The sequence below is a fragment of the Sphingobium sufflavum genome, assembly GCF_021403115.1.
In the GTDB taxonomy this organism is placed as follows: Bacteria; Pseudomonadota; Alphaproteobacteria; order Sphingomonadales; family Sphingomonadaceae; genus Sphingobium; species Sphingobium sufflavum.
The window spans coordinates 102894-115261 of sequence record NZ_JAJSSH010000003.1; the positions used below are offsets into that span (position 1 = coordinate 102894).

General features: G+C 67.8%; 10 protein-coding genes. 9 read left to right on the forward strand and 1 reads right to left on the reverse strand.

Annotation, left to right across the window (positions count from 1 at the left end):
• Positions 1–189 precede the first annotated feature (189 nt).
• Entirely contained in the window at positions 190–651 is a 462-nt protein-coding gene (locus tag LWE61_RS06150; RefSeq protein WP_234149167.1) for an RrF2 family transcriptional regulator, read from the reverse strand.
• Between the two features lie 456 nt (positions 652–1107).
• Between LWE61_RS06150 and LWE61_RS06155 the strand changes: the two genes are divergently transcribed.
• From LWE61_RS06155 to LWE61_RS06195, 9 genes are all read left to right on the forward strand, one after another.
• A complete protein-coding gene (locus tag LWE61_RS06155; RefSeq protein ID WP_234149168.1) occupies positions 1108–2103 on the forward strand; it encodes an ABC transporter permease in 996 nt (331 codons plus the stop codon).
• Positions 2093–3115, forward strand: coding sequence for an ABC transporter permease (locus LWE61_RS06160; protein ID WP_234149169.1), 1023 nt, complete (start codon positions 2093–2095; stop codon positions 3113–3115). Before LWE61_RS06155 ends, LWE61_RS06160 begins: the two co-directional genes overlap by 11 nt.
• Positions 3112–4140: an ABC transporter ATP-binding protein gene (locus tag LWE61_RS06165; RefSeq protein WP_234149170.1), complete on the forward strand. Its 1029-nt coding sequence runs from the start codon at positions 3112–3114 to the stop codon at positions 4138–4140. Before LWE61_RS06160 ends, LWE61_RS06165 begins: the two co-directional genes overlap by 4 nt.
• Complete coding sequence (locus LWE61_RS06170) at positions 4118–5050, forward strand: ABC transporter ATP-binding protein (protein WP_234149171.1); 933 nt, start codon at positions 4118–4120, stop codon at positions 5048–5050. The genes LWE61_RS06165 and LWE61_RS06170 overlap by 23 nt, the downstream gene beginning before the upstream one ends.
• A gap of 27 nt (positions 5051–5077) precedes the next feature.
• The gene (locus tag LWE61_RS06175; RefSeq protein WP_234149172.1) at positions 5078–6148 is read left to right on the forward strand and encodes an aldo/keto reductase; all 1071 of its coding nucleotides are present in this window, start codon (positions 5078–5080) and stop codon (positions 6146–6148) included.
• A 106-nt stretch (positions 6149–6254) separates the two neighbouring features.
• On the forward strand, positions 6255–7502 hold the full coding sequence (locus tag LWE61_RS06180) for an FAD-dependent oxidoreductase (RefSeq protein ID WP_234149173.1): 1248 nt from the start codon (positions 6255–6257) through the stop codon (positions 7500–7502).
• A 36-nt stretch (positions 7503–7538) separates the two neighbouring features.
• Positions 7539–8849, forward strand: a complete 1311-nt coding sequence (locus tag LWE61_RS06185; protein ID WP_234149174.1) for an NtaA/DmoA family FMN-dependent monooxygenase — start codon at positions 7539–7541, stop codon at positions 8847–8849.
• Between the two features lie 182 nt (positions 8850–9031).
• The gene (locus tag LWE61_RS06190; protein ID WP_234149175.1) at positions 9032–10072 is read left to right on the forward strand and encodes an ABC transporter substrate-binding protein; all 1041 of its coding nucleotides are present in this window, start codon (positions 9032–9034) and stop codon (positions 10070–10072) included.
• 318 nt (positions 10073–10390) lie between these two features.
• On the forward strand, positions 10391–12004 hold the full coding sequence (locus LWE61_RS06195) for an ABC transporter substrate-binding protein (RefSeq protein ID WP_234149176.1): 1614 nt from the start codon (positions 10391–10393) through the stop codon (positions 12002–12004).
• The last annotated feature ends 364 nt before the right edge of the window (positions 12005–12368 follow it).

The window sequence follows — 12368 nt, forward strand, 5'->3', positions numbered from 1 at the left end:
GATAACGGACGCCCCGTGCCGGGAAAGCGGTATGGGGCGGTCGTTGGCGGGTTGCGTGGGGCGCTGGCTGGCGCGGGTTTGGCTCGCGTGGCCTTGGAACGTGATGACGTTGGACTGACGCACCTCGTCATTGCTTCGCTGCGCTCGCAATGACGATTGAGGGGGAGGTCCGCTCCGGTTTGCGCGGCCTTAACTGGCGCGGGAGGTCAGCAGGCCCGTGTCGTCTTCCGGCGCGAATTCGGCGGAGAGCGCATCCGCGATGGTGCGGTTGTCGAGCACGGCGGAGAGCTGCTCGCGCGCCTCGATCATGATGCTGCGCAGGTTGCACGCCTGCTCGTCCGGGCAGTCGAGGCAGCGGCGGTAGAATTTCTTGCTGGCGCAGTGAATGAGGGCCAGCGGGCCGTCGGTCACGCGGATCACGTCGCCAAAGGTGATCTCCTTCGCCGTGCGGGCCAGCGCATAGCCGCCCGCCTTGCCGCGCGTGCTGTGGACGATCCCGGCGATCTTGAGGTCGAGGAGGATCGCCTCCAGAAATTTGCGCGGGACATTGGCCGCCGCCGCAATTTCTGCCGTCGGATGGGGCTTGTCGGGATTTTGTGTGGCGAGATGGATGAGCGCCTTCAGAGCATAACGCGATTGCTGCGACAGCATGATAAAGCCCTAACCACCCGAAACACGCCCTCTGGCGCGATATTGCTGCACCCCAAGTAGAGGAGAGCCGCCAACTATTCAAGGTCGGCGGGTGGCGGCGCGCGCGGGGACGGCGGGGCGTCGATGCCCTAGGGTCGACAAGCTCAGGGCGAACGATGTTCTATCCTGGATGCTCAAGCGCGATCCCGGATCAGGTCCGGGGTGATGGGAATGGGGTGCCAAGGACGGACCGCAGGCACCGGGCGCGGGGGGAGCGCCCGGACAGGCCGCCCAGGCTGTGCCGGGATGGGGCGGATAAGCTGGCGTTGGGCGGCTGAAATTTCTTCTTCGCCGTCGCCCCCGTCGACTCATCATTGACAATCTCTATCGTTTTAATCAAGTTTATGGATATTCAACAACAGCACGCCCATTGCCGTTCCCCGGCGCATGGCCGTTGCCCCGGAACCCAACTCAGGCATGCCCACCCTTTCGCGTACAGCCCGCATCGCGGTCCGAACCGGACTGCACGCCTTGCCGACGGCGCTGGGAATCGTCATCATCAGCTTCCTGCTGCTCCAGTTCGCGCCCGGCGACGCCGTGGACGTACTGGCGGGGGAGGCCGGCTCTGCGACGGCGGAGGGCATGGCGGAGATGCGCGCCCGCTATGGTCTCGACCAGCCGGTGCTGACCCAGTTGTGGGCTTATCTGTCCAATCTGGTGCATGGCAATCTGGGCTGGTCGCCGCGCTACAACATGCCGGTCACGCAACTCATCTGGGACCGGGTGCCGGAATCGCTGGTGCTGACCGGTGCGGCGCTGGTGCTGGCGCTGATCGTCGGCATCGGGCTGGGCGCGGTGATGGCGGCGCGGGAAGGGCGGCTGACCGACCGGCTGCTGTCGGTGCTGTCGCTGGTCTTCTACTCCGTGCCCGCCTTCTGGATCGGCCTGATGCTGATCGTCCTCTTCTCCATCAAGCTCGGCTGGCTGCCCAGCGGCGGGGCGGGGACTATCGGTTCCTCCGCCACCGGCGTCGCGGCGTTGCTCGACAAGTTGCGCTACATGGTGCTGCCGACCATCTCGCTCTCGCTCTTCTACATCGCCATCTACGCCCGGCTGGCCCGCGTCTCCATGATCGAGGCGAAGGGGCAGGATTTCGTGCGGACCGCGCGGGCCAAGGGGCTGAGCGAGCGGCGCATCCTGTTCCGCCATGTGCTGCGCAACGCGCTGCTGCCCGTGACCACGGTCGCGGGCATGCATGTCGGCGGGATGCTGGGCGGGTCGGTGGTGATCGAGACCATCTATGGCTGGCCGGGTCTCGGCCGGCTTGCCTATGAGGCGGTGATGGGGCGGGACTTCACCGTCCTGCTCGGCATCCTCCTCTTCTCATCCTTGCTGGTGATCGTCGCCAATGCGCTGGTCGACGTCCTGCACAGTATATTGGACCCACGGGTCGGGGGTAGCGATGCAGCCTGAGAGTGTGACCCAGTTCCAGCCGGTCCCCGCCAAGCCATCCGGCGAGCCGCCGCTGGTCGCGGTGCCGGTCGAGGCGACGCCCGCCCCGTCCATAATAGTGCCGCTGCCGGGCCTGTCCGTGCCCGCCATTCCCGTGCCCGCCATCCCCCTGTCCGGGCCGCGCCCGCGCGGGGCGAAGCGGGCGCTGGCGACGGTGCGGCGCAACCCGCTGGCGCTGGCGGGCGGCACGATCCTGATCCTGATGGCGCTGATCGGCCTGTTCGCGCCATTGTTGTTCCCCGGCGACCCGCTGGCCATCGTGGCGGAGCCGTTCATCTGGCCGGGCAGCGATGCGGCCCATCCGCTGGGCACGGACTCGCTGGGCCGCGACCTGCTGTCCGGCATCGCCCATGGCGCGGGGGTGTCGCTGCGCGTCGGCCTGTCGGCCACGGCGCTCGGCCTCGTGATCGGCGTGGGTATTGGCGCTGTCGCGGGCTATTTCGGCGGCTGGACCGATGCGGTGCTGTCCCGCCTGATCGAGATTTTCCAGACGCTGCCCAATTTCGTGATGCTGGTCGTGCTGGTCGCCATCGCGCAGCCGAGCGTCACCACCCTGTCCATCGCCATCGCGGTCGTCACCTGGCCCACCGTGGCGCGGCTGGCGCGGGCGGAGTTCCGCTCCATCCGCGAAAAGGATTTCGTGATGGCGGCGCGCAGCCTGGGTTTCGGCCATGGCCGCATCATCCTGTCCGAAATTCTGCCCAGCGCATTGCCGCCGCTGATCGTCACCGCGTCGGTCATGGTCGCGTCCGCCATCCTGATGGAATCGGCCCTGTCCTTCATGGGGCTGGGCGATCCCAATGTGGTGAGCTGGGGCAGCATGATCGGGTCGGGCCGCGAATATCTGCGCACCGCCTGGTATATGTGCGCGCTGCCCGGTTTCGCGATCATGCTGACCGTGCTGGCGCTGAACCTGATCGGCGACGCGCTGAACGAGATCCTCAATCCGCGCAGCCATGAGGACCGGCGATGAACGGTCCCATCGTGCAGCCGCGCGTGCCCGCCGTACCCCTGCTGGCGGTCGAGGATCTGCGCATCGGGTTCGGCGCGCACCAGCCGGTGAGCGGCGTGGGATTCGACGTGCGCGAGGGCGAGACGCTGGCCATCGTCGGGGAATCCGGGTCCGGCAAGTCGCTGACGGCGCTGTCGATCATGGGTCTGTTGCCGTCCTCCGCGCGGATCGCGCCGGGCAGCAGCATAAGGTTCGAGGGGCGGGAGATCAGCGCCCTGTCGGTCAAGGACGCGCGGGCACTGCGCGGCGGGTCGATCGGCATGATCTTTCAGGAACCGATGACCTGCCTCAACCCGGTCATGACCATCGGGGACCAGGTGGCGGAGGCGCTGCGCCAGCACCAGCCGCTGACGCGCAAGGCGGCGAAGGCGCGGGCGGTCGAGCTGCTCGACCTCGTCCGCATCCCCGACCCGCACCGGCGCGTGGCGGACTATCCGCACCAGTTGTCGGGCGGGATGCGCCAGCGGGTGATGATCGCCATCGCCGTCGCCTGCGGCCCGCGCCTGTTGATCGCGGACGAGCCGACGACCGCGCTGGACGTGACCATCCAGGCGCAGGTGCTGGACCTGATCGACCGGTTGCGCCGCGAACTGTCGATGGCGGTGCTGCTCATCACCCATGACCTGGGCGTCGTCGCGCAATGGGCGGACCGGGTGGTGGTGATGTACGCGGGCCGCAAGGTGGAGCAGGGCGAACCGGACCCGCTCTTCGCCCGGCCGCTGCACCCCTATACGCAGGGCCTGCTGACCGCCTCGCCCCGGCTCGACGACAATTTCCATTACAGCGACGGGCCGCTGAACGAGATTCCGGGGTCGATCAGCTCCGTCGCGGGGCAGGTCGGCTGCGCCTTTGCGCCGCGCTGCGCCCATGCGTGCACCGCCTGCCGGGAAACCATTCCCGTGCTCCACCACCTCACCGACGGGCGGCAGGTCGCCTGCCCCGTCCTCATTACGGAAGAGCATCGTGTCGCTGCTTTCCATCGCTGATCTCAGCACCCATTTCCGCCTGCCCAACGGGGCGCTGCGCGCGCTGGACGGCGTGTCCCTCGACCTTCAGGCGGAAGAGACGCTGGGCATCGTGGGCGAATCCGGGTGCGGCAAGTCCACGCTGGGCAAGACCATCCTGCGCCTCGTCCAGCCGACATCCGGGTCGATCCGGTTCGCGGGCGAGGATGTGACGACGGTCCCCACGCGCAAGCTGGCCCAGTTCCGCCGCCGCGCGCAGATGGTGTTCCAAGACCCGTTCGCCTCGCTCAACCCGCGCCACACGATCCGCAAGATCCTGACCGATCCGCTGGTCGTCCATGGCATCGGCGACAAGCCGGAACGGGCGCGGCGGGTGGAGGACATCGTGCAGCGGGTCGGCCTCGACGCTGGTGCGCTCGACCGCTATCCGCATGAATTCTCCGGCGGCCAGCGGCAGCGGGTCGGCATCGCCCGCGCGCTGATCCTCGAACCCGATCTGGTGATCTGCGACGAGCCGGTGTCCGCGCTCGACCTGTCCATCCAGGCGCAGACGCTGAACCTGCTCAGCCGGATGAAGGCGGACCTCAACCTCTCCTATATCTTCATCTCGCACGACCTGTCGGTGGTCCGCTATTTCACCGACCGGGTGCTGGTCATGTATCTGGGCCGGGTGGTGGAGAGCGCGCCGACGCGGGCGCTGTGGTCCGCGCCGCGCCATCCCTATACCCGCGCGCTGATGGACGCGGTGCCCGATCCGGCCCGCCGCCGCCATGCCGCGCCGATCAAGGGCGACCTGCCCAGTCCGCAGGATGTGCCGACCGGTTGCCGCTTTCACCCGCGCTGCCCGCTGGCGACGGAGATTTGCACGCGGGTCGAGCCGACGCTCGACCGGCTGGGCGACGGCCATAGCGCCGCCTGCCACCACGCCTGACCCCCCTTTATTTCCACAGGAGCATATATGGTAGACTATAGCTATCTCGGCCGTTCGGGCCTCAAGGTATCGCCGCTGACGCTGGGCACGATGATGTTCGGCGGCGAGACGGACGAGGCCACGTCGCACCGCATCATCGACAAGGCGCGCGAGCAAGGCATCAACGCCATCGACACCGCCGACGGCTATGCCAAGGGCGCGTCGGAAGAGGTCGTCGGGCGCGGCATCAAGGCGAACCGCGACCATTGGGTGCTGTCCACCAAGTTCGCCAATCCGCGCGGCCCCGGCCCGAACCAGCGCGGCCAGTCGCGCAAGTGGATCATCGAGAGCGTCGAGGCCAGCCTGAAGCGTCTGGGCACCGACTATATCGACCTGCTCTATTTCCACCGGTCGGTCTTCGACGCGCCGCTAGGCGAGGCCGTGCGCGCGCTGGGCGACCTGATCCAGCAGGGCAAGCTGCGCTATTTCGGTGTGTCCAACTTCCGCGGCTGGCGCATTGCGGAGGTGTCGCAACTGGCCGACCAGTTCAACATCGACCGGCCCATCGCCAGCCAGCCGCTGTATAATATCTTCAACCGTCAGGCGGAGGCGGAGCAGTTGCCCGCCGCCAACTATTATGGCCTGGGCGTCGTCTCCTACAGCCCGCTGGCGCGCGGCGTGCTGACCGGCAAATATGCACCGGGTCAGGCCGCGGCGGCGGACACCCGCGCGGGCCGCGCCGACAAGCGCATCCTGGAGACGGAATGGCGCCCGGAATCGATCGCGCTGGGCCAGAAGGTCGCGGACTATGCGCGCGGTCGCGGCGTCGACCCGGTCCACTTCGCCATCGCGTGGGTGCTGAACAACCGGCTGCTGACCTCCACCATCACCGGCCCGCGCACCGAAGCGCACTGGGACAGCTATATCGGCGCGCTGGACGTCAAGCTGACGGCGGAGGACGAGGCGTTCATCAATGATCTGGTGCCGACCGGCCATCCGTCCACCCATGGCTTCAACGATCCGAGCCACCCGGTCGAGGGCCGCGTGCCCTATTCGGTGCCGGGCGTCGTGCCGGCCCTGCCGATCGAGCGCGCGGTGCGCGAGGCGGTCGTCGCCTGATGATCCGTCCCGGCCCGCGCCCCGGCCCGACCGGACGCGCGGGCCGGGACGCCCGTCTTCTCCCCATGCGGCCCGGGCCGCTGCCGTTCCCTGCCGAGATGCTGCCATGACCATCCCCTTTGTAGATATTGCGATCATCGGCGGCGGACCGGGCGGGCTGGCGCTGGCGCAGGGGCTGCGCAAGCATGGCATCGACGTGGCGGTGTATGAGCGTGATCCTGTCCGCGCCGATTATGTGCAGGGTTTCCGCCTCGGCCTGCGCCAGCGCGGGCTGGATGCGCTGGAGGCGAACCTGCCGCCGCACCTGCTGGAGGCGTTTCTGGGCACGCTGGGCTATGCCCCTTCGGAAAGCCTGATCTTCGACGAATATTTCCATCCGCTGGCCGCGCCGGAATGGGCGCGCGGGCCGGAGGACCGGCATGGCGAGAAATCGGTCAGCCGGATCACGCTGCGCCAGATATTGCTGTCCGGCCTTGACGACATCGTCCATGTCGGCCGCGTCTTCGACCATTATGCGGAACAGGCGGACGGCACGGTCGTCGCTCATTTCACGGACGGTTCGGCGGTGCGCGCCAATGTGCTGGTTGGCGCGGATGGCGCGAATTCGGCGGTGCGCCGGCAACTGCTGCCCGATTTTCGCATCGTGGACACCGGTATGCGGCGGCTAGCGGGCAAGATGACGCTGGACGCCGCCGCGCGGCACGCCATTTCGCCGCTGCTCCTCGACTATCGCACCTCCATCCGGCCGACGGCGGGGCGGCGGATCATGTTCTCGGCGCATCGGGTCGATCCCGCCGCCTATGCCCGGTTCGGCCTGATCGGGCAGGACGACGCCACCCACCGCGACATCGCCGGTTTCCATTTCGACAACACCACCAGCTATGTCTGGTGGAACACCGCCTATGCGCTGAACGAACTGGCGACGGACGCGGAGCTGGCGCGGCTGGACGGGGCGGGGCTGATCGAGCTGCTGCTGCGCCATGTCGGCCATTGGGACGAGCGGATCGTGACGCTGATCCGCAACAGCGACCCGTCGACCGTCGCGATGCTGAAGGTCCGCACGTCCGAACCGGGCGCGGTGTGGGAGACAGGCCCCGTCACCCTGCTGGGCGATGCGATCCACAGCATGACCTATTTCCAGGCGCTGGGCGGCAACAGCGCGCTGCATGACGCGGGGCTGCTCGCCGCACAATTGGTCGCGGCGCGCAATGGCGGCAAGCCGCTGCTCCCCGCTCTCCACGACTATGAGGAGGCGATGCGCGAGCATGGTTATGAGGCGGTGCGAACCTCCCTCTCCGCCATGCTGCGCAACGCCGCCGCCGATCCCGTTTCCGGCAGCGTCGCGGCCGCGTAGCCGCGTCTGCCCTGCGATCTTTCAAGAAGGCCCATCATGACCGACACCACCCGCCGACTGAATCTGAACGTCGGGATCAACACCACCGGCTATCTGGGCGCGGCCTGGACGCATCGCAGGGACGGCACGCGGCAGGACGTGTATGACCCCGCTTATTATCTGCGGATCGCCCGGCTGGCGCATCGCGGGGTCTTCGACGCGCTGTTCCTGTCCGACATGCCGTTGCTGCGCCCCGAACCGGGCAGCCGACCGCTGCACACGCTGGACCCGCTGATCCTGCTGACGTCGCTGGCGGCGCAGGTGCCGGACATCGGGCTGGTCGCCACCGTCTCCTCCACCTATAACTCGCCCTATAATCTGGCGCGGCGGGCGCAGTCGCTGGATATATTGTCGGGCGGTCGGCTGGTCCTGAACATCGTGTCCAACTTCGTGCCGGAAGTGGCGGCGAATTTCGGCAACGACCCGCTGCCCCCGCGCGAGATCCGCTATCCGCGCGCCGACGAATTCCTCCAGGTCGCCAAGAAACTGTGGGCAAGCTGGGATCCGCGCCGTGACGGCGATATCGACCCCGGCCAGTTCTGGGGACCGGATTCGGCCCATCCGATCGAGCATGACGGCGATTATTTCGCGGTGCGCGGCGCGTTGAACGTGCCGCGCGGGCCGCAGGGCCACCCCGTCATCGCGCAGGCGGGCGCGTCCGACTGGGGGCTGGACCTCGCCGCCAAGCATGGCGAGATCATCTATTGCAACATCCTGTCCCGCGCCGCCGGGCAATCCTTTCGCCAGAAGGTCAATGAACGGGCGGTGCGGTTCGGGCGTGATCCGTCGACCATCAAGCTGGTCCCCGGACTGGTCGCGATCATCGGGGAGAGCCGGGAGGAGGCGCTGCGCAAGCATGAGCTGTTCAGCGGCGCGGGATCGGAGGACGGCCTGCTCGCCCGGTTCGCGCGGGAGCATGGCATCGACCCCGCCGATTTCGACCCGGATGCGCCGCTGGACGGCGAGGATTTCATCCCCGACGGCGACCGCATCCAGGCGGTGGGCATGGGGCGCGGCTGGGCCGAACTGCTGACGCATGAGCGGCTGACCGCGCGGCAGGCGGTGCGGCGGGCGGAAGGGAACCATCGCCTCGTCCTCGGCACGGCGGAGGAGGTGGCCGACCAGATCATCGACCTGTGGGCGGATGGCACGGTGGACGGATACACTTACCAGCCGCCACGCGCGCCGGACGACATCGAGGAGTTCGTCGACAAGGTGGTGCCCATCCTTCAGGATCGCGGCGTCTATCCGCGCGCCTATGAAGGGCGCACCGTGCGCGACCGCTATGGCCTGCCCTATCCCGACTGACAGGCGCCGTCCGGTGGGGGCGGGGTAGCAGGGCTTGGCCGGGGCATAGATAATCTAAATTCCTATGGATATTATAGGAGATATAGCTGTCCTCCTGTTATCTGGTCCCGTCAGTGGGAGTCGCCCGGCCCGCATCGTCGCGGACGGAGGCTTCGGCGGCGGGTCTGCTCCGGGAGGGCGGCATGGCGATCAAGAATGATGTTTCCGAAATCTGGTACACCCGTTGCCCGGTGCCGACGCCGGTCGGGCTGGCGGTGCAGCTCGGCTATCTGGACGAGGCGTTCGGGAAGGAGGGGGTGACCCTCAATTCGATCATCGACAGCCAGGATCGGAGCATCCGCACCAGCCATTTCGACCATCATCTGGCCTACAGCTTCCGCCATGGCGGCAATGTGCCGCCGATCCGCGCCCGGTCGGAGGGTGCGCGCACCCGGCTGGTCGGCATCACCTGGACCGACGAGTTTCAGGCGATCATCACCCTGCCGCACACCGGCATCCGCACCACCCGCGATTTGATCGGCCGCCGTTTCGGCGTCGCGCGCCGTCCGGCGGGCATCGTCGATTTCATGGCGGCCACCGCGCTGAAGGGGCTGGTCTCCGCCCTCTCGCTGGAGGGGCTGACGACCAGCGACGTGGAGATCGTGGATATTCCGCTGACCCTGTCGGTGCTGGACGAGCGCGAAGGGCCGCAACTGCACGGCCTGCGGTCGCGCCATCCCTATGGCGCGGAGGTCGCCGCGCTGATCCGGGGCGATGTGGACGCGATTTATGTGAAGGGCACCGGCGGCGTCACCGTCGCCAACCTGCTGGCGGCCCATGCGGTGGCGGAGTTCGGCTTCCACCCCGACCCCAAGATCCGCATCAACAGCGGATCGCCGCGCGTGCTGACGGTGGACGAGGCGCTGGCGGAGGATCGCCCCGACCTCGTCACCACCATCCTTGCCACGCTGCACCGCGCCAGCGCGTGGGCGGAGGCGCATCCTGACGAGGTTCGCCGCTTCGTTGCGCGGGAGGTGAATGCGTCGGAGGAGGTGGTGGCCGCCGCCAACGGTCCCGACCTGCACCGCCATCTGGGCATCGGGCTGGAGCCGGAGTTGCTGGACGCGATCAGCCACTACAAGGATTTCCTCCACGAATGGGGCTTTCTGGCGGAGAATTTCGACGTGGCCGAATGGGTGGATCATCGCCCCTGGGCCGGGCTGGACGCGCGCGCGGTCGCCTGATCCCGCCGCACCGCGTCCGCCGTACGCGGTGCGGCATGGTTGCCCCCGTCTGGCGGGTGAGCGGCAGGGCCGGGGGCGGCGGACGCTGACGGGTGGCAGGAGCGTTCCGTTCTCGTCCGGCCTCCGCCCTTGCCGTCCTGTCCGGCGACCCTGACTTTTGCGGGGCGTGGCGCTTCATTGGCCTGTGGGTGGCGGATCGCTGTCCACTCCTCCATCGGGCCGGTCCTTCACCAGCCTAGCCCTCCACCAGCCTAGCCCTCCACCAGCCCGGTTCTCGACCGGTCTGGTCCTGCACCAGCCTATCTTTGGGATTATGCCATGACCCGTGACCCCCGCCATGCGATCAGCCGCCGCGCCCTCCTGGCCGCAGGGGGCGTGTTGCTGACCCTGCCGCTGCTGGAGGCCTGCGCCGGCGGTGGGGCGGGCGGGGCGGACGCCGATACGCTGATCGTGGGCATCACCGCCGACCCGACCACGCTGACCGCCGCGACGACATCCGCCGGCACCGCGCAGACGGTGTCGACCAAGATTTTCGACGGGCTGCTGGGCTATGCCACCGACCTGAAGCCCGTGCCCCGGCTGGCGCAGTCCTGGCAATTGAACGCGGACAATCGCGAACTGACGCTGAAGCTGCGGCCCGGCGTCAAATGGCATGACGGGCGGGATTTCACCTCCGCCGACGTCGCCTTCTCCGCCTTGAAGGTGTGGCGCGTCTATCATAGCCGGGGCCGGTCGACCTTCGCCAATCTGGTCGCGGTGGACACGCCCGATCCGCTGACGGCGGTGCTGCGCTTCTCCAAGCCCACGCCCTATATCGTCAGCGCGCTGGCCTCCAATGAATCGCAGGTCATCCCGCGCCATGTCTATGAAGGGCAGGATATTCTCAGCAATCCCGCCAATATCAAGCCGGTGGGGACGGGGCCGTTTCGCTTCGTGGAGTGGGAGCGGGGGCAATATGTCCGACTGGAGCGCAACCCCGATTATTGGGACGAGGGCAAGCCGCGGCTGTCCGGCATCATCTTTCGCGTGCTGGGCGACAGCGCCAGCCATGCCGTCGCGCTGGAGACGGGGGAGATCCATTTCACCAACGCCATCGCGCCGGGCGACCGCAACCGCATCGCCAAGCTGGCGAATGTCCGCGTCGACGAGCGCAATTATGGGCTGGTGACGTCCGCGTCCGGGCTGGAGTTCAACCTGGACTTGCCCAAGTTGCAGGATGTGCGCGTGCGCCGCGCCATCGCCCATGCCATCGACCGCGATTTCGTGCTCAAGAATATCCTGTACGGTGACGGGGTGATCGACACTGGCCCGATCCCGGCGGTGTACAAGGCGTTCCATTCCGACGACGTGCCGCTGTATCCCTATGATCCGGCAAAGGCGACGGCGCTGCTGGACGAGGCGGGGTTGAAGCCCGACGCCAGCGGGACGCGGCTGAGCTTCATTCTCGATCCCACGCCGGGCACCGACCGGTCGATCAAGCTGAGCGAATATATCCGCAGCGCGCTGGCCAAGGTGGGCATCAAGGTGCAGTTGCGGAACCAGGATTTCGCGACCTTCGTCAAGCGCGTCTACACCGACCGCGACTTCGAGGTGGTAATCGCGGGCGGGCAGGTGGGACCGGACCCGGCCATCGGCGTGCAGCGGTTCTTCTGGTCCAAGAATTTCCAGAAGGGCGTCGCCTTCTCCAACGCGTCCCACTACGCCAGCCCGGAGGCGGACCGCTTTCTGGAGGACGCGCAGACGGAGATCGACCCGGCCACTCGCCGCGCCCTGTATGCGGGGTTCCAGAAGGTGGTGCAGACCGACCTGCCGCGCATCCCGCTGTTCACCAGCAGCAGCACCGTCTTCTACAGCGCGCGCCTGTCGCCCATGCCGGACAATGCGGAGGGGACGTTCGGCAATTTCGGGACTTTGCAGCTGACGCCTGCCTGATTTTGGAGGCCTGATTGGGAGCCTGATCGGCGGGCGGGGTGCCGGGGTGTGTCCGGTTGCCTGACGGGTTGGCAGAGGCTGCCTGCGTCGGTTGCCGTTGGTGCAAAGAGGGGTTGAGGAGGGCGCTTGCCTTCGGTTGTGCCCCGGTGGACGCGCGTGGGTGGGTCACCCGGTCGCCTGGCACAGGATAGCGCAGGATCGCAACGGGTGCGGGCTGGCTGGCCGGTTGCGTGCCGATGGGCAATCGGGTGAAGGGCGGGGGTGGGGGCCGATTGCGCGCCCTGCCCGTCCATTCCCATCGCGGGATCGGCGTGCGGGTCGGCGCTGGCCGCGTGGCGTTGTGCTCCCTCCATGGCCGCAGCCG

Bases quoted from the DNA above. Each gene is read 5' to 3' on its own strand.
- LWE61_RS06160 (WP_234149169.1), top strand. From the start codon at position 2,093: ATGCAGCCTGAGAGTGTGACCCAGTTCCAGCCGGTCCCCGCCAAGCCA.
- LWE61_RS06195 (WP_234149176.1), top strand. From the start codon at position 10,391: ATGACCCGTGACCCCCGCCATGCGATCAGCCGCCGCGCCCTCCTGGCC.
- LWE61_RS06180 (WP_234149173.1), top strand. From the start codon at position 6,255: ATGACCATCCCCTTTGTAGATATTGCGATCATCGGCGGCGGACCGGGC.
- LWE61_RS06175 (WP_234149172.1), top strand. From the start codon at position 5,078: ATGGTAGACTATAGCTATCTCGGCCGTTCGGGCCTCAAGGTATCGCCG.
- LWE61_RS06185 (WP_234149174.1), top strand. From the start codon at position 7,539: ATGACCGACACCACCCGCCGACTGAATCTGAACGTCGGGATCAACACC.
- LWE61_RS06150 (WP_234149167.1), bottom strand. From the start codon at position 651: ATGCTGTCGCAGCAATCGCGTTATGCTCTGAAGGCGCTCATCCATCTC.
- LWE61_RS06190 (WP_234149175.1), top strand. From the start codon at position 9,032: ATGGCGATCAAGAATGATGTTTCCGAAATCTGGTACACCCGTTGCCCG.
- LWE61_RS06165 (WP_234149170.1), top strand. From the start codon at position 3,112: ATGAACGGTCCCATCGTGCAGCCGCGCGTGCCCGCCGTACCCCTGCTG.
- LWE61_RS06155 (WP_234149168.1), top strand. From the start codon at position 1,108: ATGCCCACCCTTTCGCGTACAGCCCGCATCGCGGTCCGAACCGGACTG.